24 protein-coding genes are annotated in these 24465 nt (G+C 69.4%); 19 read left to right on the top strand and 5 right to left on the bottom strand.

Annotated features, from left to right (window positions below):
- Positions 1-87 precede the first annotated feature (87 nt).
- The 11 genes from ACFQS9_RS15430 (at position 88) to ACFQS9_RS15380 (ending at position 10826) form a co-directional block, all read left to right on the top strand.
- On the top strand, positions 88-948 hold the full coding sequence (locus tag ACFQS9_RS15430) for an MlaE family ABC transporter permease (protein WP_378406131.1): 861 nt from the start codon (positions 88-90) through the stop codon (positions 946-948).
- Positions 948-1793: an MlaE family ABC transporter permease gene (locus ACFQS9_RS15425; protein ID WP_378406129.1), complete on the top strand. Its 846-nt coding sequence runs from the start codon at positions 948-950 to the stop codon at positions 1791-1793. The genes ACFQS9_RS15430 and ACFQS9_RS15425 overlap by 1 nt, the downstream gene beginning before the upstream one ends.
- Positions 1790-3004: an MCE family protein gene (locus ACFQS9_RS15420; protein WP_378406127.1), complete on the top strand. Its 1215-nt coding sequence runs from the start codon at positions 1790-1792 to the stop codon at positions 3002-3004. The genes ACFQS9_RS15425 and ACFQS9_RS15420 overlap by 4 nt, the downstream gene beginning before the upstream one ends.
- Entirely contained in the window at positions 3004-4014 is a 1011-nt protein-coding gene (locus ACFQS9_RS15415) for an MCE family protein (protein ID WP_378406125.1), read from the top strand. Before ACFQS9_RS15420 ends, ACFQS9_RS15415 begins: the two co-directional genes overlap by 1 nt.
- Positions 4011-5003, top strand: a complete 993-nt coding sequence (locus ACFQS9_RS15410) for an MCE family protein (RefSeq protein WP_378406123.1) — start codon at positions 4011-4013, stop codon at positions 5001-5003. The genes ACFQS9_RS15415 and ACFQS9_RS15410 overlap by 4 nt, the downstream gene beginning before the upstream one ends.
- Entirely contained in the window at positions 5003-6094 is a 1092-nt protein-coding gene (locus tag ACFQS9_RS15405; protein ID WP_378406121.1) for an MCE family protein, read from the top strand. Before ACFQS9_RS15410 ends, ACFQS9_RS15405 begins: the two co-directional genes overlap by 1 nt.
- On the top strand, positions 6094-7176 hold the full coding sequence (locus ACFQS9_RS15400) for an MCE family protein (protein WP_378406119.1): 1083 nt from the start codon (positions 6094-6096) through the stop codon (positions 7174-7176). Before ACFQS9_RS15405 ends, ACFQS9_RS15400 begins: the two co-directional genes overlap by 1 nt.
- Entirely contained in the window at positions 7173-8465 is a 1293-nt protein-coding gene (locus ACFQS9_RS15395) for an MlaD family protein (RefSeq protein WP_378406117.1), read from the top strand. Before ACFQS9_RS15400 ends, ACFQS9_RS15395 begins: the two co-directional genes overlap by 4 nt.
- Positions 8462-9013, top strand: a complete 552-nt coding sequence (locus ACFQS9_RS15390) for a hypothetical protein (RefSeq protein ID WP_378406116.1) — start codon at positions 8462-8464, stop codon at positions 9011-9013. The genes ACFQS9_RS15395 and ACFQS9_RS15390 overlap by 4 nt, the downstream gene beginning before the upstream one ends.
- Positions 9014-9044: 31 nt before the next feature.
- The gene (locus ACFQS9_RS15385) at positions 9045-9386 is read left to right on the top strand and encodes a hypothetical protein (RefSeq protein WP_378406114.1); all 342 of its coding nucleotides are present in this window, start codon (positions 9045-9047) and stop codon (positions 9384-9386) included.
- Between the two features lie 120 nt (positions 9387-9506).
- Complete coding sequence (locus tag ACFQS9_RS15380; RefSeq protein WP_378406112.1) at positions 9507-10826, top strand: class I SAM-dependent methyltransferase; 1320 nt, start codon at positions 9507-9509, stop codon at positions 10824-10826.
- Here the strand turns inward: ACFQS9_RS15380 and ACFQS9_RS15375 are convergent.
- From ACFQS9_RS15375 to ACFQS9_RS15365, 3 genes are all read right to left on the bottom strand, one after another.
- A complete protein-coding gene (locus tag ACFQS9_RS15375) occupies positions 10823-11860 on the bottom strand; it encodes an SDR family oxidoreductase (protein WP_378406110.1) in 1038 nt (345 codons plus the stop codon). The two genes, ACFQS9_RS15380 and ACFQS9_RS15375, sit on opposite strands and share 4 nt — an antisense overlap.
- On the bottom strand, positions 11857-12462 hold the full coding sequence (locus ACFQS9_RS15370) for a TetR/AcrR family transcriptional regulator (protein WP_378406108.1): 606 nt from the start codon (positions 12460-12462) through the stop codon (positions 11857-11859). The genes ACFQS9_RS15375 and ACFQS9_RS15370 overlap by 4 nt, the downstream gene beginning before the upstream one ends.
- A gap of 70 nt (positions 12463-12532) precedes the next feature.
- The gene (locus tag ACFQS9_RS15365; RefSeq protein WP_378406106.1) at positions 12533-13000 is read right to left on the bottom strand and encodes an Lrp/AsnC family transcriptional regulator; all 468 of its coding nucleotides are present in this window, start codon (positions 12998-13000) and stop codon (positions 12533-12535) included.
- A gap of 119 nt (positions 13001-13119) precedes the next feature.
- Between ACFQS9_RS15365 and hppD the strand changes: the two genes are divergently transcribed.
- The gene (gene hppD / locus ACFQS9_RS15360) at positions 13120-14328 is read left to right on the top strand and encodes a 4-hydroxyphenylpyruvate dioxygenase (protein WP_378406104.1); all 1209 of its coding nucleotides are present in this window, start codon (positions 13120-13122) and stop codon (positions 14326-14328) included.
- A 76-nt stretch (positions 14329-14404) separates the two neighbouring features.
- Positions 14405-14764, top strand: a complete 360-nt coding sequence (locus ACFQS9_RS15355; RefSeq protein ID WP_378406102.1) for a hypothetical protein — start codon at positions 14405-14407, stop codon at positions 14762-14764.
- A gap of 10 nt (positions 14765-14774) precedes the next feature.
- Here ACFQS9_RS15355 and ACFQS9_RS15350 read toward each other — a convergent pair whose 3' ends face one another.
- Complete coding sequence (locus ACFQS9_RS15350; RefSeq protein WP_378406100.1) at positions 14775-16313, bottom strand: ATP-binding protein; 1539 nt, start codon at positions 16311-16313, stop codon at positions 14775-14777.
- A 181-nt stretch (positions 16314-16494) separates the two neighbouring features.
- On the opposite strand from ACFQS9_RS15350, the gene ACFQS9_RS15345 reads away from it, so the two are divergent.
- The 5 genes from ACFQS9_RS15345 (at position 16495) to ACFQS9_RS15325 (ending at position 21489) form a co-directional block, all read left to right on the top strand.
- Positions 16495-17937 carry a DUF1254 domain-containing protein gene (locus tag ACFQS9_RS15345; RefSeq protein WP_378406098.1) on the top strand — a complete coding sequence of 481 codons (1443 nt, stop codon included), beginning with the start codon at positions 16495-16497 and terminating at the stop codon, positions 17935-17937.
- Between the two features lie 89 nt (positions 17938-18026).
- On the top strand, positions 18027-19358 hold the full coding sequence (hemL, locus tag ACFQS9_RS15340; RefSeq protein ID WP_378406097.1) for a glutamate-1-semialdehyde 2,1-aminomutase: 1332 nt from the start codon (positions 18027-18029) through the stop codon (positions 19356-19358).
- A 33-nt stretch (positions 19359-19391) separates the two neighbouring features.
- The gene (locus ACFQS9_RS15335) at positions 19392-20060 is read left to right on the top strand and encodes a histidine phosphatase family protein (RefSeq protein ID WP_378406095.1); all 669 of its coding nucleotides are present in this window, start codon (positions 19392-19394) and stop codon (positions 20058-20060) included.
- Positions 20057-20650, top strand: coding sequence for a TlpA disulfide reductase family protein (locus ACFQS9_RS15330; protein WP_378406093.1), 594 nt, complete (start codon positions 20057-20059; stop codon positions 20648-20650). The genes ACFQS9_RS15335 and ACFQS9_RS15330 overlap by 4 nt, the downstream gene beginning before the upstream one ends.
- 5 nt (positions 20651-20655) lie before the next feature.
- On the top strand, positions 20656-21489 hold the full coding sequence (locus ACFQS9_RS15325; protein ID WP_378406091.1) for a cytochrome c biogenesis CcdA family protein: 834 nt from the start codon (positions 20656-20658) through the stop codon (positions 21487-21489).
- A 34-nt stretch (positions 21490-21523) separates the two neighbouring features.
- Here the strand turns inward: ACFQS9_RS15325 and ACFQS9_RS15320 are convergent, their stop codons facing one another.
- On the bottom strand, positions 21524-22729 hold the full coding sequence (locus ACFQS9_RS15320; RefSeq protein ID WP_378406089.1) for an RNA-guided endonuclease InsQ/TnpB family protein: 1206 nt from the start codon (positions 22727-22729) through the stop codon (positions 21524-21526).
- A 32-nt stretch (positions 22730-22761) separates the two neighbouring features.
- On the opposite strand from ACFQS9_RS15320, the gene resB reads away from it, so the two are divergent.
- Positions 22762-24465 (top strand): cytochrome c biogenesis protein ResB, encoded by a 1704-nt coding sequence (gene resB, locus ACFQS9_RS15315; RefSeq protein ID WP_378406087.1) that lies wholly within the window; start codon positions 22762-22764, stop codon positions 24463-24465.

Here is a 24465-nt window from a genome sequence, read left to right as displayed (position 1 = left end):
AGTCAGGATGGTGCTAGGCTCACTGTCCTGTGACGGGCGCCACGGGGGGTGTGCCCGCGAGGATCGAGTCACACGCGAGGGAGCGGGATGGCGGCGACTGAACACCCGGTGGCGGCGCTCGCCGTGCCCGCCGCCGCGGAGCCCGCCGTAGCGCCGGACAAGCCGAACATGTTCACCCATTTCTTTGCGGAGATGGGTCAGCTCTTCGTGTTCACCGTCCGGGTCGCCCTCGCCGCGCTGACCAGTCTGCGCCACCGCCGGCTCGCCTGGCGCGAGTGCATCGACCAGATGTGGTTCCTCGCGCATGTCACCACCGTCGCCTCGGCGCTGGTGATGATCCCACTCGGGGTGGGAGTCGCGCTTCAGATCGGGTCGCTGGCCGACCAGATCGGTGCCGGCGCCTACAGCGGTGCGGTCGTGGCGTTCCTCATCATCGGTCAGGCGGGCCCGCTCGTCTGCGCCCTGATCATCGCGGGCGTCGGCGGGTCCGCGATCTGTGCCGACCTGGGCGCCCGGACCATCCGTGAGGAGATCGACGCCCTCGAGGTCCTCGGCCTGCCGGTGCTCGAGCGGCTGGTAGTGCCGCGGATGATCGCGATCGCCGTGGTGTGCGTGCTGCTCAACTCGATCGTGCTCGTCATCGGGCTGGGCGCGAGCCTGCTCGTGCACGTGCTCATCCTCGACGGCAACGCCCAGAGCTTCCTGCGCAACGTCGTGCAGTTCAGCCAGCCCGCGGACTTCGTGGTCTCCGGCCTCAAAGCCGTTGCCTTCGCCCTCATCTCGGGAATCGTCGCCAGCTTCCGGGGCCTCACGGTGAAGAAGGGCGCGCAGGGCGTGGGGGACGCCGTCAACGAGACCGTGGTGCTCTCGTTCATCCTGGTGTTCATCGCGAACCTGGCGATCACCCAGTTCTATCCGCTCTTCGTCTCGGTGAAGGGTGCCTACTGATGCACCTTCCCGTCGCGATCCGCACGAAGCGATTCGGTGAGCGAGCCGTCGCGCAGCTGGCCCGCCTCGGCGAGCAGCTCACCTTCTACGTCCAGGTCGTCGCCGCCGTCCCCGCCACCCTCGTCCGATACTGGCGCGAGGTCATGCGCCTGATCGCCCAGATCGCGTTCGGGTCCGGCACCCTGCTGGCCGGCGGGGGCAGCGTCGTCGTCATCTTCGCGATCTCCTTCTTCGCGGGCTCGCAGATCGGGCTCGAAGGCTATCGCGGGCTCAACCTGGTCGGGCTCGCGCCGCTGTCCGGGGTCATGTCGGCGATCGCGAACACCCGGGAGGTGGCGCCGCTGGTCGCCGCGATCACCTTGGCCGCCAAGGTCGGAACGGGTTTCACCGCCCAGCTGGGCGCGATGCGGATCTCGGACGAGATCGACGCGCTCGACGTGATGGCCATCCCGTCGCTGCGCTATCTGGTGACCACCCGGGTGCTCGCCGCCATGATCGCGGTCATCCCGCTGTATCTGGTCGGGCTGTTCGCCTCCTACATGGCCACGGCGCTCGCGGTGGTCGGTGTGAAGGGCCAGTCCCAGGGCACCTACGGCTACTACTTCAGCCTGTTCCTCTCGCCCAGCGACATCTGGCTCTCGCTGGTGAAGGTGTTGGTGTTCGCGGTGGTGGTGACGCTGGTGCACTGCTACTACGGGTACACCGCCACCGGCGGCCCCGAGGGGGTCGGCCGGGCCGCGGGCCGGGCGCTGCGCACCAGCATCGTCTTCCTCGCGTTCACCGACGTCGCCATGACCGTCGCGCTGTGGGGGCTCAAGCCGCAGGTACCCGGGTTGACCGGATGAGCGTTCGGTCGGCGGTACTCGGTGGCGGCACGGCCGGACTCGCGCTGCGCGGCGCGCTCGCCGTGCTCGTGTCCGCCGGCCTGTACATGTTCCTCTTCGCCTGGGGAGCACGGACATTCGAGTCGCCGGCCCAGGTCACCGCGACCGTCCCGGCGAGCGCGGGCGCGTTGAAGGTGGACTCGGCGATCCAGTACCGCGGAGTGAACGTGGGCAGGGTCGAGCAGATCGACGCGGGCACCCGGGATTCGCTGATCACCCTGGGATTCGACGAGAACGCGATGGCGAACATTCCCGCCGACGTCCAGGTGCGACTCATGCCGCGAACGGTCTTCGGTGACTACTACGTGGATCTGGTGTCGCCGGAGGCCGCCGTCCCGGCCGCGGCTGTGCCCTCCCTGCAACCGGGCGGCACCGTGCAGGCGGACCAGTCGGAGGCCGCCGTCCAGCTGTACCAGGCCTTTTCGCGGATCTACGAGTTGGTCGGCGCGATCGATCCCGCCGACCTCAATGCCGCACTGACGGCGGTGGCCACGGCGCTGGACGGGGAGGGTGCGCGGCTGGGGGAGTCGATCGACGCGCTGCACCGGAGCCTGGTCGCGTCGCAGCCGGTGCTGGACGGACTCGGCGACGACCTCGACGACATCGCCGAGCTGGCGGGAGACCTCGACTCGACGGCGCCCGACGTGCTCGCCTCCCTGAACAACTCGATCACGACGTCCCGGACCATCGTCGAGAAGCAGCAGGGCCTGGCCGCACTGCTCGCCGCCGGCACCCGGACCGTCGACGAGGCCGCCGTGTTCGCCGACAACCGCGATCGGATCATCACCCTCGTCGACGACACCGATCAGTTGCTCGACGCGCTCACCGCCAGGCCCGATCAGATCACCACCGTCTATCGGGGCCTGCAGAACCTGGTCACGACGCTGCCGCCCGCGGTGGCGGGCGGGCCCTGGTTGAACTCCGACCTCAAGCTCTCGGCCAAGGATCTGCAGCCGTATTGGAAGGCGCAGTGCCCCGAATACGGCGATCTCCAGGGGCCGAGCTGCACCCGGACCGCGCCGAACCCGTTCGCACCGCTGTTCGGTGGAACCGCGGGCCCGGTCGGCAGCCCTGCCGAGAAGTCCCAGATCTCCGAGTTGTTCGGCACGAGTGGGGATCTCGAGTCAGTGATGGCCGGACCGATCCTGCGCGGAACGACGGTGGTGCGCTGATGTCGGTCCGGTCCAGTCTGATCCGCTTCGCCGTCTTCGCCGCGCTGTCCTTGGCCAGCACCGTCGTCGTGTTCAGCACGCTCATCAACCCCGTCGCGGGGGCCTCATCCGAGTACAAGGCGGTCTTCACCGACAGCACCGGGCTGGTACCGGGCAGCGACGTGCAGATCTCCGGCGTGCGCGTCGGCCGGGTGAACGGTGTCGAGCTGGTCGACAACCAGGCGGTGGTGACCTTCCGGATGGAGTCCGATCAGCGCATCCCGCTCGACGGTCGCGCCGTGGTTCGCTACGCCGACCTGCTCGGGGCCCGAGCGGTGACCCTCGAACCCGGACCGAGCGGCCCGATGACGTCGGAGTTCCTGTCGCCGGGGTCGACGATCCCCGTCGAACGGACCCAGCCGGCCCTGGACCTCACCTCGGTGCTCGGCGGATTCCGTCCGCTGTTCGACGCGCTCGATCCCGCCGGGGTGAATCAACTCGCGCACGAGATCGTCCGGGTGTTCCAGGGCCAGGGCGCGACCATGGAGAGCCTACTGAACCGCACCGTCGCGGTCACCGAGAACCTCGCCTCGAAGGACGCGATCATCGACGAACTGATCGCGAACCTGAACGGGGTACTGGAGGTGACCATGGCCAACCGCCCGAACTTCGTCGAGTTGATCGACTCGTTGAACACCCTCGTCGCCGGGTTGGCCGAGGACCGCGACCAGATCGCCGACGCGCTGGATTCGGCGGGCGCCCTGGCGAGCAACCTGGCCGGGGTGTTCGACCAGGTGGAGCCCGATCTGGCGCCGACGCTGCGCTCGCTCGACGCGACCGCGGATGTGGTGGTCGCGAATCAGGCCGCCCTCCACGACGGCACCGTCGCGTTCGATCAGCTGTTCACCAAGCTCGGAGTCGCCGCGAGCTACGGCAGCTGGGTCAACATCTACCTGTGCAACGTCCGCTGGAGCGCACTGGACCGGACGGTGTCGCTCGAGGGTCCGCAGCGATCGGCGAGGTGCCGATGAACTGGTTGACCGTCAAGCACCCGGTCCGGGCCGGGGTGATCTGCGTGATCCTGGCGCTGGGGGTCATCGCGGCCGCGATCGGCGTCCCCAAGTTGATCCTGGCCTTCAAGACCGACGAGTACCACGCCCTGGTCGCCAACGCGACCGGACTCCAGCCGGAGGACACCGTCAACGTCGCCGGGGTGCCCAGCGGGGTGGTGACCTCGATGACGGTGCGCGGCAACAGCGTCGACGTCGGCTTCCGCTTGGACGACGGTGTCGTACTCGGAGACCGAACCTCGGCGGCGATCAAGATCTTCACCCTGCTCGGTCGACGGTCGCTGGACATCGTCCCCGCGGGCTCGGGTGAGATGGCGCCGGGCTCGACCATCGCCCTCGAGCGGACGAGCGTCCCGTTCACGCTCGACGATCTGGGCCGAAATGCCCAGAACACCACGGAGAACCTCGATCTCGAGCAGCTGCGCGCGATGGTCGAGACCATCGCGCAGGTCGCCCCCGACGATCCGGAGTTGATCGGGCGGTCGCTGGACGGCATCACGACCGTGAACGAGACCATCACCCGCAACTCCGATGCGATCGGAGCGCTCCTGACCGGTGCGCAGGCCACCACCCAGACCCTCGTCGACCAGAAGGACACCCTGGTGACCCTGCTGGGCAACGCCGAACTTCTCACCAGCACGCTCGCCGAACGCCGTGAGGTCATCGGGTCGCTCATCACCGACATCAACCGGCTCAGTACCGCGGCCAGCCAGTTCCTCGGCGAGAACCAGCCGCTGTTGGACTCCGTGCTCACCGAGCTCGACGCCGTCACGGCCGTGCTCACCGAGAACGAGCAGACCCTCACGACCCTGCTCGAGAACTTCGCGCCCAGCGTCCGCTACATCACCAACGCCACGGGCAATGGGAACTGGCTCGACCTGAACTCCCCGTCGACCCTGATCGGCGACAACTGGCTCTGCGTGTCCGGACTCGTGCAGGGGTGCCGGTGATGCGCCGGGCCGTCGGATGGCGTCTCGGCGCTCTCGCCGCCGTCGTGGCGGTCGCGGCCGGGCTCGTCTATTTCGTGGTGCGACCCGAGGCCACGATGACGATCACCGCCGAGTTCGCGCAGACGGACGCCGTGTTCCCCGGCAACCGGGTGACCGTGCTCGGGGTGCCGACCGGACGGATCGAGTCGGTCACCCCGGAGGGATCGCGCGTGCGGGTCACGATGAGCCTGCCGAGGGGGACGAAGATCCCGGCGGACGCGCAGGCCTGGGTGATGTCGCCGTCGGTGGTCAGCGACCGCACCGTGGAGCTGGACCCGGGCTACGTCGACGGGCCCAGCCTGCCGGACGGCGCGGTGATCCCGCTCGAGCGCACCCATTCCCCGCTCTCCTGGGATCAGCTGACCCGGTCGGTCAACGAGCTCACCCTGGCCCTCAACCCCGAGGCCACCGCACCCGGCGCGGGGATCGGCGACCTGCTGCACACCACGGCCGACGCGTTCGAGGGGAACGGTCAGCCCTTCCACGACGCCGTCACGACGATCACCCAGGCCACGTCGGTGGTGGCCGGGAAGTCCGCGGACATCACCCAACTCGTCGACAGTCTCAACGTCCTGGTGCAGACGATCTCCGCCAACCAGGGCACCGTCAACTCCCTCGTGAACTCGATCACCGTCACCGCCGACGAGTTCTCGGAGCAGCGCGACGACATCACCGGTGCGCTCTCCTCGCTGACCGACCTGCTCGGACAGGTGTCGGCGCTGCTGTCCGCGCACGGCGCGGGCCTGACCTCCGATGTCGCCCAGTTGGCGCAGCTGACCGGCGCGATCGCGACCAAGCAGGACCAGCTCGCGGAGATACTCGACACCGCGCCAACCGGATTCGAGAACGTGTCCAATCTCGTGACGGCCGACGGCAGGGCGAGGGTCCGGCTGAACGTGTCGACGAACCTCTCCCAGTTCCCCGCGACGAAGGCGCTGTGCGAGAGGCTCCCGATCCCGATGTGCCAGGGACCCGGACTGGTCAACCCGATCGAGTTCCCGCCGAACCTCGAGGGCACCGACCTGAGCCGCCTGTTCGCAGGGGGACAGTGATGGGCCGCGTGACCGGTTGCGCCGCAGTGCTCCTCGCGGGTGCCGTCCTCTCCGGGTGTGGTGCCAACTTCCAGCACCTGCCGGTGGGGCGCGATGTGGACGGCCCGTCGTACCCGATCGCCTTCGAGTTCACCGACGCCTCGCTGTTGCCGGTGGGCGGTGAGGTACGGATCGGCCAGGCCGTGGTCGGCCGGGTGAGCTCGATGACGGTGGAGCGGTTCCAGGCCGTGGTGCAGGCCGACATCGACGAGGACATCCGCCTCCCGGTCGGTACCACCGCCCGGATCGAGCTGACCACCCCCATCGGGGATGCGTTCATCAACCTGCGGGTGCCGGACCAGGGGGATGCGACGACCATCCCCGCGGGCGCGACGATCGACGCGTCCGACACCGCGCGCGGACCGGACGTGGCGCAGTTGCTCGCCGTCGTGGGGACGATGCTCAACGGCAGCGGGATCGCGCAGGTCAAGACGATCGTCGAGGAGTCGAACCAGATCCTGGCCGGCCGTGAGGACGTGGTCCGGGACCTGCTGGGGCGGGTGGACCACCTGCTGGGCACCCTCGACAGCAGGAGGGACTCGATCAACTCGGCCATCGATTCGCTCAATCGGCTGTCCGCGACGGTGGCCGCGGAGAGCGCGACGATCGACCAGGGCCTGCGAGCCGCCGCGCCGGCCGTCGATGTACTCGCCGAACAGCGGCAGTCCGTGGTGACGCTGCTCGAGAAGTCGCATGCGCTGAGCGTGCAGGCGAACGCGGTGCTGGAGCAGTCCGGTGACCAGATCGTCGACATCGTCGGCAGCCTCACCCCGATCCTCGACCAGTTCGCGGCGATGGGCCCGACGCTCGGAGACACGATGGGCAAGCTCGAGAGTGCACGGGACCTGGTGCTGCGCGCTGCTCCCGGTGACTACGTCAACATCGACCTCGACGTCGATCTCGGGGAGTCGGTGCGGGGACTGCTCAGTGAGGTCATCCCGGGTGCGGCGCCGCCCGTGCCCGCGCCGCCCCCGGCCGCGCCCGCTTCGCATCATCCTGCGATCGAGGGGCTCTCCCAGCTCGTGACGGGGGGCACGCGATGAAGAAGCGGACCATCTACTTCGAGATCGTCGCCTTCCTCGTCCTGGCCGTGGTGAGCTCGGTGTACGTGATCAAGCAGGTCGGCGGACCGGATCCGCTCCGGGGCTCCTACGAGGTCACGGTGCAGATGGACAACAGCGCCGGGATCGCGGAGGGTTCCGAGGTGGCCTACCGCGGCGTGACCGTCGGCAAGGTCAGCGCCGTCGAGCTGGCACCGGACCGATCCACCGTCGACCTCACCCTGACGCTGCGCAGGAACGCCGAGATCCCCGTCGACACGCACGCTGCGGTCGCACAGGACACCGCGGCACCCGTCCTCAAGATGCAGCTGTCCTCCGATTCGGATTCGGGACCGTTCCTGGAGCAGGGTTCGGTGATCCCCAGGGAGCAGACCAGCGTCCCGGTCCCGCTCGGCACCGTGATCGCGAACTTCAATGCGATCGCGGACACCGTGGATCCGGCGGACCTGCAGTCGCTCGCCAAGGAACTCGGTGACGGTCTGCGCGGGGTGGGACCCGACCTGCGGCAGACGGTGGAGAACTTCGACACCATCGTGACGATGATCGAGATGAACCAGCCCAAGATCGTCTCGATGGTGGACAGTTCGCGGGAACTGTTCGACGCGAACGAGCAGAACGTGCGGGCACTTCCGCAGATCGCGGCGTCGCTGCGCCAGATCACCGATCAGGTCCGTGAGGCGGATCCCGAGATCCGCGAGTTGCTCGACCAGACCCCCTCGATCCTGGCCCAGCAGGTGGTTCCGTTCATGGAACAGAACCGGGAGTCCTTCACGCTGCTGCTCGCCAACTCGCTGGTCTCCTCGCAGATCGTCTCCGCTCGCATGCCCGCCGTCGACGCGCTGCTCGTCGCGGTGCCGAACGGCTTCACCAAGCTCGGCGGCATCGTCGAGAACGGTCGCGCTCAACTCGATCTCGTGACCGCGGTCGGACCGGTGTGCTTCTACGACACCGAGCGCCGCTCCGTTCAGGACACGACCCCCCGCGAGCTGAACCGGGACCAGTACTGCACCGACGAGTCGGGCAGGGTGCAGAAGCGTGGTTCGCAGAACGTGCCGCGCCCGGACACGCCGAACCCGGCTTCGCCCGCGGTCGCGGATGTGCGGGAGTTCGCCGGCGTCACCTCCTACGACCCGGCCTCGGGTCGGATCCCGGCCGGCGATGGCACGGCCGTGCGGATGGGCCTGGCGGGCGGTCAGCAACAACTCTTTGACCAATACCCAAGCCTCGGTGACCAATCGTGGGCAGCTCTACTACTACAGGGAACGCAATGAGTGACAGCGAGACAACGACAGTCGAACCAACGGTCGAGCCGGACGCGGGAACCGTCGGGCAGGAAAGGGGTCCGCGGCTCACGCGGCGCGTGATCGCGGGACTCGCCGCCGCACTGGTTCTGCTCGGGCTGCTCGGCTGGGGTTCGTACGCGATCTGGGAGGGCCGCCAACTGGAGCAGTCCCGGACCGACGCGCTCGACGCCGGGCGGCGGTACGCCACCGACCTGGCGACCTACAGTTTCGAGAACCTCGACAACAACCTGTCGGTGGTCCGGGGGAACTCGGTCGGCGAGTTCGCCGGGCAGTACACGCAGGTGGCGTCGAATCTCAAGGACATGATCGTGCAGTACAAGGCGACCTCCTCGGCCGAGATCATCGCGGCCGGACTCGCCGAGGCCGACCGCGACAGGGCGGAGGTGATCGTGTTCCTCGACCAGACCGTCACCAACACCAACTCGCCGGAGCCGAGGGTGGATCGAAACCGCATGCGGCTCTCGCTCGTGCACGAGGGCGGGGCGTGGAAGCTCGCCAACGTGCAACTGCTCTAGTCCCATCCGTCAACCCCATCCAGGAGGACACATGACCCGCAGGAAGCGCAGGGCCGCACAGGCGTTGGTGACCGGGAGGGAGCCGAAGAACCCGGTGGTCATCCAGGCCCGCGGCGCGGACAGCCTGCCCGCACGGTTGCTCGGGGTGGCCCTGGCCGGCACCGGTGCGGCGCACTTCACCGCGCCGCGCGCCTTCGACGGGTTGACGGCGAAGGCCTTCCCCCGGGGGACGCGGCAGTGGACCTACCGCAACGGCGCGACCGAACTGCTCCTCGGGCTGGCGATCGTCTACCACCGGACCCGCGTCCTGGGCTCGGTCGGCCTGTTCGCCTACACCGCCTGGCTCGGCGGTCAGCTGGCCCGACGCCGCTGAGCGGTGGCCGCCGAGCGTGCACCTGCCGGGCGCATCGGCCGAGTGGGAGTGTCGGGAGGTGCACACTCGGCGGGCGTTCTAGGGTGAGCGGATCGGACTGCACACCTCGTTGGAGGCTCGATGAGTGCGACGCGTCCCGAACCGGGCTCGACAACCGCGGCAGCGCGGCTGCTGTCGGCGTTCGAAACGATCGCGGACGGCCCGCTCCCGGTGCGGGTGCGGGGCTGGGACGGATCCGTCGCCGGCCCGGCCGACGCCGAGGTTACGGTCGTCTTCCGAAACCGTCGGGCGCTGCGCCGAATCCTGTGGTCCCCCAACGAGTTGGGACTCGGTCGCGCCTACGTCGCGGGCGACATGGAGATCGACGGGGACATCTTCGCCCTGATCGACGGCCCGGACGTGATCGAGCGGGTCGGTCGACGCGATCTGCGCACGCTCGACCGCGCGAGCATCCGACGGGTCGCCTCGACCTTCCTGCGGCTCGGCGCGGTCGGGTTGCGCCCACCCCCGCCCGCCGAGGAGATCGGCAGGCGGCGCGGGACCAAGCACAGCAAGGCGCGCGACGCCGCGGTCGTCTCGCATCACTACGACGTCGGCAACGACTTCTACCGGCTCTTTCTCGGCCCGAGCATGGTCTACTCCTGCGCGTACTGGACCGACGCGGACACCGGCACCCTGGAGCAGGCGCAGGACGCGAAGCTCGACCTCGTCTGCCGCAAACTCCACCTGTCCCCGGGCATGCGGCTGCTCGACGTCGGCTGCGGCTGGGGCTCGATGGCCATCCACGCCGCGCGCCACCACGGGGTGAGTGTGGTGGGCGTGACGATCAGCCGGGAGCAGTGCGAGCTCGCCACCGCCCGTGTCGCGGAGGCGGGGCTGTCCGACCGGGTGCAGATCCGGCTCCAGGACTACCGGGACGTGGACGACGGACCGTACGACGCGATCTCCAGCATCGGGATGTCCGAGCACGTGGGCGAATCCCGGATCGGGGAGTACGCCGATCGGTTGGCGGATCTGCTACGGCCGCAGGGGCGCCTGCTCAACCACGCGATCGCCTCCGTCGCGCCGCTGGTCACCGAGCGGCACCCGAAGCCGGCCTTCGTCGACCGGTACATCTTCCCGGACGGCGAACTGCTGCCGCTCAGCCACGTCGCGGCCGCGTTCGAGCAGGCAGGCCTCGAGGTCCGGGACACCGAGGCGCTGCGCGAGCACTACGCGCTGACCCTGCGCCGCTGGGTCCACAACCTGCGCACGAACTGGGATGAGGCCGTGCGGCTGGTCGGCGCGGCGCGGGCCCGGACCTGGCTGCTGTACCTGGCGGCGAGCGCGCTGTCCTTCGAGCGGGGCCGGATCACCATCCATCAGGTCCTCGCGGTCCGTGCCGGGTCCGCCGGTGCGAGCGGGATGCCGCTGACCCGGGGAAAATGGTTGGGGGACTAGCGAACCGACGCCTGAGTGGTCGGCGCGGGGTCCTGCGCCCCGAAGTCGGTCGCGACCAGATGGTCCGTCCACGCCCGCAACGCCGGCAGCAGGGGAGGGAATGCCAGCCCGGCCCGCCCGGCCAGTTCTCGCGCGGATTCGGTGGGGTACCGGTCGGCGGAGAGGAAGCCGAGGGTCTCCGGGTCCGCGCCGGTCAGCTTCGCCGGCAGCCGGCGGATCACCCCGATCGGCACGTGGAGGCGTGGGGGCCGCACGTCGAGGCTCTCCGCGAGGATGCGGAGCAGCTCACCGAGCAGCGGCGTGTCCTCGTCGAGAACCCACAGCGCCGCACCGGGTTCCGCGTGCTCGGGCACGGCGGCGAGGAACCGCGCGAAGTAGTCCGCGGTGACCACCGGGACCCACACATCCTTGCCGCCGGGGATGACCGGGAGCTTCCCCGCGTGAAGGTCGCGGACCATTGCGGCCAGGCCGATGAACTGGGTGGTCTCGCCCGTGGTGGAGTCGCCGATGACGGTCGACGGGTTGACGATCGCGTACGGGATGCCGTGCGCCTCGGCGTGATCGCGCACCGCGTGGTCGGCTTCGACCTTGCTGGCCTCGTAGGCGCCCTTGTCCCGGTAGAGCTTCTCGCTCACGGGGGCATCGGCGACTCGGTAACCGCTGATGTGCACGAACCGTCGCAGGCTCGGCAGGGCCTGCGCCCAGCGCAGGGCGGCCAGGGCGCCGTCGACGTTGACCGCGCGGGCCTCGCCCTTGGTCAGTCCGAAGGCGAACCGGCCGCCGAGGTTGTAGACGTCGCGCACGGTCGGCAACGGGTCCAGCCCGAGCCCCGGCGCGGTCAGGTCCCCGTCGACGACGGTCAGCAGCTCGGTGTCCCCGCCGTGGGCGGCCACCCAACCCCGGAGTTCGTCGCCGCGTACGTCCGCGTTCCGGACCATCGCGGCGACGTGCCTGCCCTGTCGGGTGAGTTCGGGGATCAGCCACCGGCCGATCAGCCCGGTGGAACCGATGACGAGGGTGTCGGGCGTGCTCATGAGGCCTCCAGTGTTGTCGGGTCGCTCCGCGGGCTCCGCGCCAGTGTTGTCGGGTCGGTACGCGGGCTCCGCGCCAGCAGTTTCCGGACGGCGCGCACCGCCGCGTCGATGGGTTCGCGGGACCGCCGGACCCGGCCGACGAGGAGCGCGCCCTCGATGAGGGCGAAGACCTCGGTGGCCAGCGCGGCGTCCCCCAGGAGCTCCGCGAGTGATGCCTCCCAGGCGGTGTAGATCTCGGCGCACACCCCGCCGAGCGGGTCGGTGCCCGCCGTCTCGAGGGCGACCGTCGCGATCGGGCACCCCTTGCTGAAGTCGGAGGCGACCTGCCGGTCGGCGAGCGCCCCGAGGAACCGCGCGATGACATCGGCGGGCGAGCCGCCGAGGGAACCGGCCATCAAGTCGTCGAGGGTGCCCGCGCTCTGTCGGAGGGCGGCCTCGACCAATTCGTCCTTGCCGCCCGGGAAATGGAAGTAGAGCGAGCCGCGTGGCGCCCCGCTCCGTTCGAGAAGCTCGGTGACGCCGGTCGCCGCGACGCCCTTCTCCTCGACCGCGGCCGCCGTGACCGCGATCATCCGCAGCCTGGTCTCCTCGCCCTTCTTCATGCGGCAAATATAGACCGGTCTACATATTCTTGGGAAGGGTGGGTGCCGACCGGGATCCCCGACTGGGCGCTCAGCGCACCGCGGCCCGAACCAACGGCAGATGGCGAAGCGGGATCTGGTTCTCCAGGGCGATCACCGTGGACGACCGCAACACGTTCTCCCCGTCCACGATCTGGTTGATCACCCGCTGCAGGTCCGAGTGCGTCCGCGCGACCACCCTGATCAGCACGTCGCCCGCGCCGGTGGTGGTGTGGGCCTCGAGCACCTCGGGGATCGCGGCGAGGTGCTCGACGACGGCCCGATGCCCCCTGCCCTGGGCGATCTCCAGGGTGGCGAACGCGGTGACCGGGAATCCGAGGGCCTCGGCGTCCAGGGTGGGGGCCAGGTCGGCAATGATCCCGTCGCGTTCGAGCCGGTTCAGGCGGGCCTGCACGGTGCCGCGGGCGACGCCGAGCCGGCGGGACGCCTCGAGCACGCCCACCCGAGGCTCGGCGTGCAGGAGCTCCAGCAGGTCGGCGTCGAGGCGATCGATGCTCATCGGTGCGCTCCTGGTCAAAATGTCCAACAAATCACCGTCAACCTCCAGCATTCTGTACAGATTGAGCAGGGTCAATACTGATCGTTGCGCAACGACCGGGCCGAGCTCACAGTGACATCATGACGATCGCGGACATCCGGTTGACCCCGCACGAGCGTGCCGCGCACCTGCGCGCCCGAGATCTGCACCGGCTCGTTGGGCTGGTCGAACACGACGACGCGGCCGACCCCTTCCCGGTGGTCGGGATGGACGCGGTGGTGTTCGTCTGCGGCAACGCCACCCAGAGCGCCCACTACTTCGTCTCCACCTGGGGCATGACCCTGGTCGCGTACGCCGGACCGGAAACCGGTCAGCGCGACCACAAGTCGTTCGTGCTCGAGTCCGGCTCCGTGCGGTTCGTCCTCGAGGGAGCGGTCAGCCCGGACAGTCCACTCGCCGACCATCACCGCGGGCACGGCGACGGCGTGGTCGACCTGGCGCTCGAGGTGCTCGACGTGGACCGCTGCATCGAGCGGGCACGAGCGCAGGGCGCCACCGTCCTCGAGGAACCGCACGACGTCGCCGACGAGTTCGGCACGGTGCGCCGCGCCGCCATCGCGACCTATGGCAGCACCCGGCACACCCTCGTCGACCGGAGCCGATACACCGGGGTGTACCTGCCCGGATTCGCCCCGCGCAGTTCGGGTTTCATGCGCCGCCCCGGTGCGCCGGAGCGTCTGTTCCAGGCGCTCGACCATGCCGTCGGCAATGTCGAGATGGGTCGGATGGACCACTGGGTGCGCTTCTACAACCGCGTCATGGGCTTCACCAACATGGCCGAGTTCGTCGGCGACGACATCGCCACCGAGTACTCGGCGCTGATGTCCAAGGTGGTCGCCAACGGCAATCACCGGGTCAAGTTCCCGCTCAACGAGCCGGCACCCGGCAGGAAGAAGTCGCAGATCGACGAGTACCTCGAGTTCTACGGCGAACCCGGCTGCCAGCACCTCGCCCTGGCCACCAGCGACATCCTGCGCACCGTCGATGCGCTGCGGGCGGAGGGGGTCGAGTTCCTGGACACGCCCGACGCCTACTACGACGACCCCGAACTGCGGGCCCGGATCGGCCGGGTGCGGGTACCCGTCGCCGAGCTCAAACGTCGCGGCGTCCTGGTGGACCGGGACGAGGACGGCTACCTGCTGCAGATCTTCACCAAACCGCTCGGAGACCGGCCGACCGTCTTCTTCGAGCTGATCGAGCGGCACGGCTCGCTCGGCTTCGGCAAGGGCAACTTCCGGGCCCTGTTCGAGTCGATCGAGCGAGAGCAGGCGGCGCGCGGAAACCTCTGAGCCTGGATGGCCCGTGACCGGATCGGTATTCGTTGCGCTGGCGAACTGTGCACGAGTCGTGTTCTATCGACTAACTATGAGCTCAGTCACCCGCATCGTCGCCGGAACTCTCGGAGCAATCGCGATCGCAGCCGGTACGGCCGCGACGGCCACGGCCGCGCCCGCCCCGTCTGCTTTGCCGTACACCCTGCTGGTCGACGGCAGTCACACCGAGTACCAGGTCAACCCGGTGCTCACCGAGGACGACCTGCTGAACACCAACAAGGACTTCACCACGGTGCCCGGCGTCCGTGCGCACAGCCTCGACGGACGGAACTTCTCCTTCTACCGGATCGTCGACGGCGCCCGGATCGGGATGGTCCGGATCAACGAGGTCTGCCTGCCGACCGGCTTCTGCCACGGCGTGATCGTGGACAGCCCCAGCCCGGTCTTCTGACCGCGGGAGCTCACCCCGCCCAGGTGGTCGGCACGTCGCCGCCGCCCTCGGGACTGACCCGGGTACCCACCTGGGCGAGCAGCGGCACCGGCGCGATCGGCCCGGCGAACAGCGCCTGACCGAGCCCGAACCCGGTCGCGCGGTGCAGCATCGGCGCGGGCACGTGTGAGAACAGGGTGCTCAGGTCCTCGATGTCGGCGGCGCCGTTCATCCGCATCAGCACCAGGTTGTCGCACTGCGAGACCACGTTGGGGTGCACCTTGCCCGGCCGCTGGGTGGCGACGAACAGGTGCAGACCGAACTTGCGGCCCTCGCCGGCGATCAGCGCGCCGAGTTCGGCGGTCGCCGCCAGCAGCGGATCGTCGGTCGCCGCGGGCAGCACGTTGTGTGCCTCGTCGATGACGAGCAGCACCGGCTCGCGGTCCCGGCGACCGGCCCACCGCCTGCCGAGGATCGCCAGCGCGACCGCGGTCCGCTCGTCCGGCCGCGACAGGCTCCCGACGTCGACGATGACGCAGCGGGCGTTGCGGACGTCGTACTCGATCGCCGACCGCTCGTCGCCGCGCCGCCACAGGTCCCACTCGCCGATCCGGAGGTTGCCGATCCGGGCGGCGAGCCGCTCGGTGTCGTGGTGGGCGGCGGCCGCGGCCTCCAGGTCGTCGACGGAATACGGCGCCGTCAATGTCGCGGTGACCTGGCGTAGCGCACGGAAATCGTCGAGGTCGCGGATCGGGTCCATGCGCAGCAGCAGCGCCTGGGTGTCGAGGTCGAGGTCGCTGAAGTCCAGGCACAGCGTGTGCGCGGCGCCGTAGCCGCGCGCCCGGGCCACGTGCACCCCGTCTGCGACCTCGCGGTGACGCGCGGCGGCGGGCGAGCAGTCCTCGGGGTCGCAGGACCCGAGGAACACGTGATCGGAGTTCGGGTCGAGCACCACGATCGGCAGTTCGGTCGAGCCGAGCAGCCGCTCGAGGAGGCCCCCCGTGGTGTAGGTCTTGCCGGAACCGGACTGTCCGCACATGAACGTGTGCCGCGCGAACCCCGTCGACCGGAGCCGGGCCGGGACGCTCGACGCCTGCTTCAGCACTCCGATCTCGATGGAGGCTGCCGTCCCGGTGAGGCCCTCGGCGATCAGGGCGACCTCGTCCTCCGTCGCGGGACGGATCGGGCGTTCGCCGAACGGCTCGACCGCACGCCGATCGAGGAAGAAGGCGCCGTCGAACTCGCCGAGGGTGGTCGCGGATCCGCTGAGCGCGCGCATCAGCGGACGGGCGCTCGCTGAGACGATGCCGAGCTCGGCCATCTGGTCGCGCACACTGAAGTCGAGCCGGGGACCCTCCCGTTCGACCATGCGGACCTCGCGCACCTGCACCGCGACGCGGCGCGCGCCCTCGAACTCGATCACCGCGAACCCGCCGACCTCGACGCCGGTCTCGACCGGGCCCATGAAGGACACCTCCCGGCCGTCGGCGGACACGGCCACCTGCGCGGCCGCGAAGCGTTCGTAGAGCTCGTGTCGGTGGTCCTGGATCGCGTCCAGCATCGGTTCCATGCCGAACATCCTGGCATCAGCTCTCGCGGCCCTACGCACGCCAGCACCTACGCAGGCTTCCGGCTCGCGAGTCGGATCGCTCGCGTCGGCCGGCTTCACCCCCATCGCATGAGGCGGCCGGCCGATGCGAGTCCATAGCGTGGCAGCACAACGGTTCATTCTCGTGGAGAGGTTCTGTTCCATGATGGTTCACGGCAATCCCGACCCCCGGTCGACCCCGCAGGAGTTGCTCGAGGCAATCGCGTCCATCTCCTCGCCGGACGTCGTCGACACACCCTTCGGGCGACTCGACTTCTTCGACGGTGTCCCGCTGCCCGAGACGGTGTCGACGATCTACGACGCGCTGGACCTGGTCCGCGGGATCGACGTGTTCCTCAACTGCGTGCCCGGCGCCTCGCTGGTGGCGTTCCGTCGCGGCCTGCGCGCGCTCGGCATCGACTCGCCCCGCACCATCGCCTACTCGGATCCGCGGGCGAACTCGCGCGCCCTCGCCCTGACCCCGAACACCGAAACCACCTATGGCACCACCTTCCTCGATCTGAGGGCCTGGGGGCCGACGGTGGTCGAGGCGCCACCCAATTCGATGTGCGTCGTCGACGACTTCTGGTTCCGCTACGTCACCGACATGGGTATCCCGGGACCCGACCACGGTCAGGGCGGCAACTACCTGTACCTCCCGCCCGGCTACGAGGGCGACGTGCCGGACGGCTACTTCGTCCTGCGCAGCCCGACCTTCACGAACTGGGTGGTCCTGCGCGCGCTCGGCGGTGTTGCCGACATGAAGAAGGCGCGCATCTACCCGTTGAGCGAGGCGGATTCCCCGCGCGCCAACGAGTGGATCAACTGGGTGGAGGAGAGCTTCAACACGGTCCACGCGAACGACCTGTCGTTCTTCTTCGAGATCGACGAACTCGTCCAGGAGGAGCCGACCGAGGCGCTCGACCCCGAACGCGCCGGCCAGCTCGCCGCGATCGGGATCGTCAAGGGGCGGCCGTTCGATCCGGACGAGCGGATGCGCGGCATCCTCGACAAGGCGGCCCGCATCGGCGCCGGGATGGCGCGGACGCTGTCCTACGCGCCGCGCGATCCGCAGGCCTCGCTGTACGGGTCGTGGAACAACGCCTTCGTCGGCGGCAGCCACGAGTTCCTCCGCGACGGCGCCCGGCTCCTCGACGCGCGCACCCAGTTCCACTACATCGCCACCGTCATCACCCCGGCGATGGCCCGCGCCAGGGCCGGTGCCGGCTCGGCCTACGCCTACACGGTGCATGACGCACGGGGCGCGATACTCGACGGCGGCCGCACCTACCGGCTCCGTGTCGACCCGAACCCGCCGGTGAAGAACTTCTGGGCCGTCGACGTCTACGACACTCAGACCCGATCGCTGATCCAGGTCCCGTCGACCATCTGGCCTGCCGTGGCGAGCAACTCCGGCGAGCTGATCGCCAACGACGACGGCTCGCACGACCTCTTCTTCGGACCCAACCCGCCGGAAGGCGGGAAGTCCAACTGGGTCGAGACGATCCCGGGGAAGTCCTGGTTCCCTCTGTTCCGTCTGTACGGGCCACTCGAGCCGTGGTTCGACCAGACCTGGCGGCTGGGCGAATTCGAACCACTCGACTGACGCTCCGCGGGCTCCCCTCCGCTGTGTCCCCGGTCGCTCTCCTACACCCTGTCGTTGGCAATTTCTCGACAACTGGGACACTGGAGGCCGTGACTGTTCCCACCAGCGCCTCTTCTCAGCCCGCCAGCACCTCCGCCCAGCTCTTCGAGCGGGCGGGCGCGGTCATCCCCGGGGGCGTCAACTCCCCGGTGCGGGCGTTCCAGTCGGTGGGCGGCACCCCCCGTTTCATCGCCGAGGCGTCCGGTTGCATGCTCACCGACGTCGACGGCAACGATTACGTCGACCTCATCTGCTCGTGGGGGCCGATGATCCTCGGGCACGCGCACCCGGCGGTCGTCGAGGCCGTGCAGAAGGCCGCGACCACCGGACTCTCGTTCGGTGCCCCCACCGAGGGCGAGATCGAGCTCGCCGAGGCGATCGTCGACCGGGTCGCGCCCGTCGAGCAGGTCCGGCTCGTCAACTCCGGCACCGAGGCCACCATGAGCGCGGTCCGGCTGGCCCGCGGATTCACCGGCCGCACCAAGATCATCAAGTTCTCGGGTTGCTACCACGGTCACGTGGACGCGCTGCTGGCCGACGCGGGTTCCGGCGTCGCCACCCTCGGTCTGCCCACCTCGCCCGGCGTCACCGGCGCGCAGGCCTCCGACACGATCGTGCTGCCCTACAACGACCTCGACGCGGTCGCGCAGGCCTTCGCCGCGAACCCCCAGCAGATCGCGTGCGTCATCACCGAGGCCGCCGCGGGCAACATGGGCGCGGTCGCGCCGAAGCCCGGGTTCAACGAGGGCCTGCGCCGGCTGTGCACCGCACACGACGCGCTGCTGATCATGGACGAGGTGATGACCGGCTTCCGTGTCAGCTCGGCCGGCTGGTACGGGATCGACGGTGTCGCGGGCGACCTGATGACCTTCGGCAAGGTGATGAGCGGGGGATTGCCCGCCGCCGCATTCGGTGGCCGTGCCGACGTGATGGGCCACCTCGCGCCCGCCGGACCGGTGTACCAGGCGGGCACCCTGTCCGGGAATCCCGTCGCCGTCGCCGCCGGCCTCGCCAGCCTCCGCGCCGCAGATCAGAGCGTGTACGACGCCCTCGAACGCAACTCCGCGACCCTCGGCCGGCTGCTCGGTGACGCCCTCACCGAGGCGGGCGTCCGGCACCAGGTGCAATTTGCAGGCACCATGGTGAGCGTGTTCTTCGCCGACCGTCCGGTCACCAACTACGCGGAGGCGAAGGAAGCCGACACCTGGCGCTTCCCCGCCTTCTTCCACGCGCTGCTCTCCCGCGGCGTCTATGCGCCTCCGAGCGCCTTCGAGGCATGGTTCGTCTCCTCGGCCCTCGACGACGCCGCATTCGACCGTATCGCCGCCGCACTGCCGGCCGCGGCCAAGGCGGCTGCCGCCGCGCAGCCGCCCACCAACTAGCCCCCGCACCCCTAGATCACGGAGCCAATCCACGTGAGCACCCTCCATCAGACGCCGACGCCCGACCCCGCCGAGTCGCGCACCATCGTGCACGTCCTTCGCCACGGCGAGGTGCACAACCCGAAGGGCATCCTGTACGGCCGGCTGCCCGGCTACCGGCTGTCCGTGACCGGTCAGGCGCAGGCCCGCACGGTCGCCTCGGTGCTCGCCGGTCACGACATCACCCACGTGGTGGCCTCGCCGCTGCAGCGCGCGCAGGAAACAGCGGCCCCCATCGCGGGTGAGCACGGGCTGACCCTCGTGACCGACGAGAACCTGATCGAGGCGGGCAACGACTTCGAGGGGCTCAAGGTCTCGGTCGGCGACGGTGCCCTGCGCAGGCCGCGGCACTGGTGGAAGCTGCGCGACCCGTTCACCCCGTCGTGGGGCGAGCCGTACCTGCAGATCGCGCACCGCATGCTCGCCGCCGTCAACACCGCGCGCGTCGCCGCCGTCGGGCACGAGGCCGTGTGCGTCAGCCACCAGCTGCCGGTGTGGACGCTGCGCCGGTTCCTGCAGGGCGAGCGGCTCTGGCACGACCCGCGGCACCGCCAGTGCGGGCTCGCCTCGCTGACCTCGCTGGTCTACGAGGGCGACACGCTGGTCGACATCGTCTACTCGGAGCCCGCGGGCGCATCCGATCCGAGGGTGACCGGGGCATGAGGCGGTTCGTCCGGGTGGCAGCCGCGGTGCTGGCGGTCGCCGCCGTCACCGCCGGCTGCGGCACCGGCACCGATGCCGTCGCGCAGGGCGGCACGTTCGACTTCGTCTCGCCCGGCGGGCAGACGGAGATCTTCTACGACCCGCCGAGCGAACGCGGCACCATCGGCAACATCTCCGGTCCCGACCTCATGACCGAGGGCAAGACCACCTCGCTGTCGGACTTCGAGGGTCAACCCGTGGTCATCAACCTGTGGGGCCAGTGGTGCGGGCCGTGCCGCGGGGAGGCGGACGATCTCGAGAAGGTCTACGAGAGCACCAAGGACCTCGGCGTCGCCTTCCTCGGCATCAACGTCCGTGACCTGCAGCAGGACAAGGCCCAGGACTTCGTCATCGACAACAAGGTCGGATACCCCTCGGTCTACGACCCGTCGATGCGGACCCTGACCGCGCTCGGTGGCAAGTTCCCGACGAGCGTCATCCCCTCCACCCTCGTGCTCGACAAGGAGCACCGGGTCGCGGCGGTGTTCCTCAAGGCGCTGCTGGCGGAGGATCTCCAGCCTGTGGTGGAGAGGGTCGCGCGGGAACAGTGAGCACCATGAACGACGCCGTCCTGGCCGCGGGGATCGGCGAGACCTTCGGCAACACCGCGGCATCCGGCCCGCTTTTCCTCGCCCTCGGCGCCTGCGTGCTCGCGGGTCTGGTGTCCTTCGCCTCGCCGTGCGTGGTGCCGCTGGTGCCCGGCTACCTGTCCTACCTCGCGGGGATCGTCGGTGCGGACGCACCCGCGGTGACCGCGGCCGAGGCGGGGGCACTCAAGACCGCGACCGATACGAGGTCCGCGGCGCGCCTGCGGGTGGCGGGGGCCGCCGGGCTGTTCGTGCTCGGGTTCACGGTCGTCTTCGTGCTGGCGACGGCCTCGGTGTTCGGCCTGATCTCCGCGCTCACCATCAACAGGGAGGTGCTGCAGCGCGTCGGCGGGGTGATCACCATCGCGATGGGCCTGGTGTTCATCGGGCTGGTGCCGGCGCTGCAGCGGGACGTGCGCTTCGAGCCGCGGCGGGTGTCCGGACTGATCGGCGCGCCGCTGCTCGGTGGCGTGTTCGGTCTCGGCTGGACGCCGTGCCTCGGCCCGACCCTGGCCGGGGTGCTGTCCGTGGCGGCGGGCACCGAGGGCGCGACCGCCGCGCGGGGCGTGGCCCTGATCGTGGCGTACTGCATCGGCCTCGGGATGCCGTTCGTAATCCTGGCGTTCGGCTCGGTGAGTGCGCTGCGCGGGGTGGGCTGGCTGCGCCGTAACGCGCGCACCATCCAGATCTTCGGCGGCCTGATGCTGGTGGCGGTCGGCGTCGCCCTCGTCACCGGCGCCTGGGACGTCTTTGTCAGTTGGGTACGTGACGCGTTCATCTCGGAGGTGACGTTGCCGATTTAACGCTTCTCCCGCCGGAAGGCAGGAGATTCCAAGCTCAGACCGCAACCGGACCACCCACCCGAAGGGAGGGATCAGATTGACTGACGTCGTCAACACCTGTGTGGCCGCGCTCTGCCACAGCCAGAATCACCCTGGCAGCATTCCGATCCCGACCGGCGGTGTAGCCGCAGTCATGACAACGGAAGGTTCGTTGTGCGAGTCCGAGGCGCTGCTTGGCTCTCGCGAAACACCTCGAACACGTCATGGACGTGTACGCGGGCCGCACCAACACCACCTTCCGGCCGGCCCGCACACCACGATCGATCAACTCCCGCTTCGCCGCACCGATAGCCGCATCGGCGGCCTTGCGGGCCATCGTGGACTTCGCCAAGAACTTCGGCGTGAAGTCTTCCAACGCAATCAGCGCATGCCGGTCAACCACCGACTTCGCCCAAACCCGGGCATCGTGGACAGTCTGGCGGGCGGCCTTCTTGTGCATCCTCGCCGCATCCCGTTTCGCACGGTCGTAGCCCCGAGACTGCGGACCCTGCCTACCGCTACGGCGTCGCGACATCTTCCGTTGTGCCTTCGCCAACTCCGCCGCGCAGCGTTTGCGATGCCCGAGATGCGGCAGATCGAACTCACTGTTCGTCGTGGTGGCAGTGGTGGTCACACCCCAATCGATTCCAATCCCGCCCCCCATCTCGGGTGCAGGTACAGCAGCGCGGCGGACAACGAACGAGGCATACCAATGCCCCAACGAATCCTGGGTCACACGCACCGACGTCGGGTCCGACGGCAACTCCCGCGACCACACCACCGGGATACTCACACCCTTCGCCAGCACCAACCGCCCGTCGCGCAGGGAGAACCCCCGCACGGTGTACTCGAGCGAGGGCAACGACTTCTTTCGCGCCTTGAACACCGGCCGGCCCCGGCCCTTGACCCTGAAGGAATTGTCCAACGCCTGCGCATAGGTGCGGAGGATTTGTTGTTGGGCGACCTGCGATCCGTCCCGCAACCACACGCTGTGCGACCGGGCGTGCGTGAGGAGCTTCGACAGTTTCCCGAACGTCGGCCGCTGACCCGACTTCTGTTGATGGACAGCCTCATTCCACAGGAACCTGCACCGATGCCACTCAGCGATCAGGGCACGCTGCGCTGCCGCACCCGGCCGGAGCCGGTAGCTGTAGCGCACCACTTCGTCCACACCCGGCAACGTAATCGACACCACCGACAGGAAGGAGGACGGCGCATCCACTCCCTCGTGAACGACGGAGCGCCGAACCACCGATGACGGGCAACGAGGAACAGACCGCGAACAAGGCCGCGGCGTCGACCCCGCAGACCCGGCAATCCTTCGGTGGTCGCGCAGTCGCGCTGGTACGCAACACCTGGCGCGGGCTCACCTCCATGCGGACCGCGCTGGTGCTGCTGTTCCTGCTGGCGTTCGCGGCCATCCCGGGCGCGCTGCTGCCGCAGCGCAGCCTCAACGCGGGCAAGGTCGACGAATACATCGCGAACCGGCCGACCCTCGGTCCGCTGATGGACCGGCTGGAACTGTTCGACGTGTTCGGCAGCTTCTGGTTCACCGCGGTGTACGTCCTGCTGTTCGTGTCGCTGGTCGGCTGCATCACCCCCCGCTGCTGGGAGCACTACCGGGCGCTGCGCACCAAGCCGGTCGCCGCGCCCCGGAACCTGGCCCGGCTCCCGCACCACACCGAGGTCACCGTCGCCGACGACCCGGAGGCCGTCGCGGCCGCCGTCCGTGGGCAGCTGCGCGGCTGGCGCACGGTCACCCGCACCGGCGACGAGCTGCGTGCGGGCAGGCCCGGCGAGGTGACGGTCTCGGCGGAGAAGGGCTACCTGCGCGAGGCGGGCAACCTGCTCTTCCACCTGTCGCTGGTCGGCCTGCTGGCAGCTATCGCCATCGGGAAGCTGGTCGGCTACGAGGGCAACGTCGTGGTGATCGCCGACGGCGGCCCCGGTTTCTGCACCACCTCGCCGGCGGTGTTCGACTCGTTCCGGGCGGGCAACACCCAGGACGGCACCGGGATGACGCCGCTGTGCGTGAAGGTCAAGGACTTCAAGGCCGACTACCTGGACAACGGTCAGGCCGAGATGTTCACCTCCAACATCGAGTACCAGGCAGGCGAGGACCTGACGAACAACACCTGGCGCGAGGAGCGGCTGCAGGTCAACCATCCGCTGCGGGTCGCGGGCGACCGGGTGTACCTGCAGGGCCACGGCTACGCGCCGACCTTCACCGTGACGTTCCCGAACGGGGAGACGCGGACCGAGACCCTGCAGTGGCGCCCCGACGACGCGACCACCTTCCTCTCCAGCGGGGCGATGCGGTTCGACCCGCCGGGCGGGATGTACCCCGATCCCGCGGAGCGCCGCAAGAACCAGATCGGCATCGAGGGCCTCTTCGCGCCGACCGCGCTGTTCCACGGCAACCTGCTGGCGTCGAGCTACCCGGCGATGACCGATCCGGCCGTCGCGATCGACATTTACAAGGGCGACACCGGGCTCGATACCGGCAACCCCCAGTCGCTGTTCTCGCTCAGCAAGGAGCTCGTCAACCAGGGCCGGATGGCCAAGCAGGACCGGGTCAACCTGCGTCCGGGCGAGAGCGCGACCCTGCCGGACGGCACGAAGGTGCAGTTCGACGGGGCCAAGGAATTCGTCAACCTCCAGGTGTCGCACGATCCCGCGCAGCAGTGGGTGCTGGTGTTCGCGATATCCATGATGGCGGGCCTGTTGGTCTCACTGCTGATCAAGCGACGCCGGATCTGGGTGCGGGTGTATCCGGCTGAGCCAGATGCCGACACGGCGTCGGATACATTGGACCCGCATCGACGACGTACCGTAGTAGAGCTGGGTGGGCTCGCCCGCACCGACCAGGCCGGTTGGGGCGACGAGTTCGACCGGCTGAGCAGCCGTCTGCTCGCGGACCTCGAGACCGCGAAGACCACCTCGGAGAACCGCGCCTGA

The organism is Rhodococcus daqingensis (genome assembly GCF_042665615.1).
In the GTDB taxonomy this organism is placed as follows: Bacteria; Actinomycetota; Actinomycetes; order Mycobacteriales; family Mycobacteriaceae; genus Rhodococcus_G; species Rhodococcus_G daqingensis.
This window is presented reverse-complemented; position numbering and strand designations above follow the sequence as displayed.

Bases quoted from the DNA above. Each gene is read 5' to 3' on its own strand.
- ACFQS9_RS15430 (WP_378406131.1), top strand. From the start codon at position 88: ATGGCGGCGACTGAACACCCGGTGGCGGCGCTCGCCGTGCCCGCCGCC.
- hppD (WP_378406104.1), top strand. From the start codon at position 13,120: ATGACGATCGCGGACATCCGGTTGACCCCGCACGAGCGTGCCGCGCAC.
- ACFQS9_RS15385 (WP_378406114.1), top strand. From the start codon at position 9,045: ATGACCCGCAGGAAGCGCAGGGCCGCACAGGCGTTGGTGACCGGGAGG.
- ACFQS9_RS15410 (WP_378406123.1), top strand. From the start codon at position 4,011: ATGAACTGGTTGACCGTCAAGCACCCGGTCCGGGCCGGGGTGATCTGC.
- ACFQS9_RS15365 (WP_378406106.1), bottom strand. From the start codon at position 13,000: ATGAGCATCGATCGCCTCGACGCCGACCTGCTGGAGCTCCTGCACGCC.
- ACFQS9_RS15395 (WP_378406117.1), top strand. From the start codon at position 7,173: ATGAAGAAGCGGACCATCTACTTCGAGATCGTCGCCTTCCTCGTCCTG.
- ACFQS9_RS15330 (WP_378406093.1), top strand. From the start codon at position 20,057: ATGAGGCGGTTCGTCCGGGTGGCAGCCGCGGTGCTGGCGGTCGCCGCC.
- ACFQS9_RS15420 (WP_378406127.1), top strand. From the start codon at position 1,790: ATGAGCGTTCGGTCGGCGGTACTCGGTGGCGGCACGGCCGGACTCGCG.
- ACFQS9_RS15425 (WP_378406129.1), top strand. From the start codon at position 948: ATGCACCTTCCCGTCGCGATCCGCACGAAGCGATTCGGTGAGCGAGCC.
- ACFQS9_RS15350 (WP_378406100.1), bottom strand. From the start codon at position 16,313: ATGGAACCGATGCTGGACGCGATCCAGGACCACCGACACGAGCTCTAC.
- ACFQS9_RS15345 (WP_378406098.1), top strand. From the start codon at position 16,495: ATGATGGTTCACGGCAATCCCGACCCCCGGTCGACCCCGCAGGAGTTG.
- ACFQS9_RS15375 (WP_378406110.1), bottom strand. From the start codon at position 11,860: ATGAGCACGCCCGACACCCTCGTCATCGGTTCCACCGGGCTGATCGGC.
- ACFQS9_RS15400 (WP_378406119.1), top strand. From the start codon at position 6,094: ATGGGCCGCGTGACCGGTTGCGCCGCAGTGCTCCTCGCGGGTGCCGTC.
- ACFQS9_RS15405 (WP_378406121.1), top strand. From the start codon at position 5,003: ATGCGCCGGGCCGTCGGATGGCGTCTCGGCGCTCTCGCCGCCGTCGTG.
- ACFQS9_RS15325 (WP_378406091.1), top strand. From the start codon at position 20,656: ATGAACGACGCCGTCCTGGCCGCGGGGATCGGCGAGACCTTCGGCAAC.
- ACFQS9_RS15380 (WP_378406112.1), top strand. From the start codon at position 9,507: ATGAGTGCGACGCGTCCCGAACCGGGCTCGACAACCGCGGCAGCGCGG.
- resB (WP_378406087.1), top strand. From the start codon at position 22,762: ATGACGGGCAACGAGGAACAGACCGCGAACAAGGCCGCGGCGTCGACC.
- ACFQS9_RS15390 (WP_378406116.1), top strand. From the start codon at position 8,462: ATGAGTGACAGCGAGACAACGACAGTCGAACCAACGGTCGAGCCGGAC.
- ACFQS9_RS15355 (WP_378406102.1), top strand. From the start codon at position 14,405: ATGAGCTCAGTCACCCGCATCGTCGCCGGAACTCTCGGAGCAATCGCG.
- ACFQS9_RS15370 (WP_378406108.1), bottom strand. From the start codon at position 12,462: ATGAAGAAGGGCGAGGAGACCAGGCTGCGGATGATCGCGGTCACGGCG.
- ACFQS9_RS15415 (WP_378406125.1), top strand. From the start codon at position 3,004: ATGTCGGTCCGGTCCAGTCTGATCCGCTTCGCCGTCTTCGCCGCGCTG.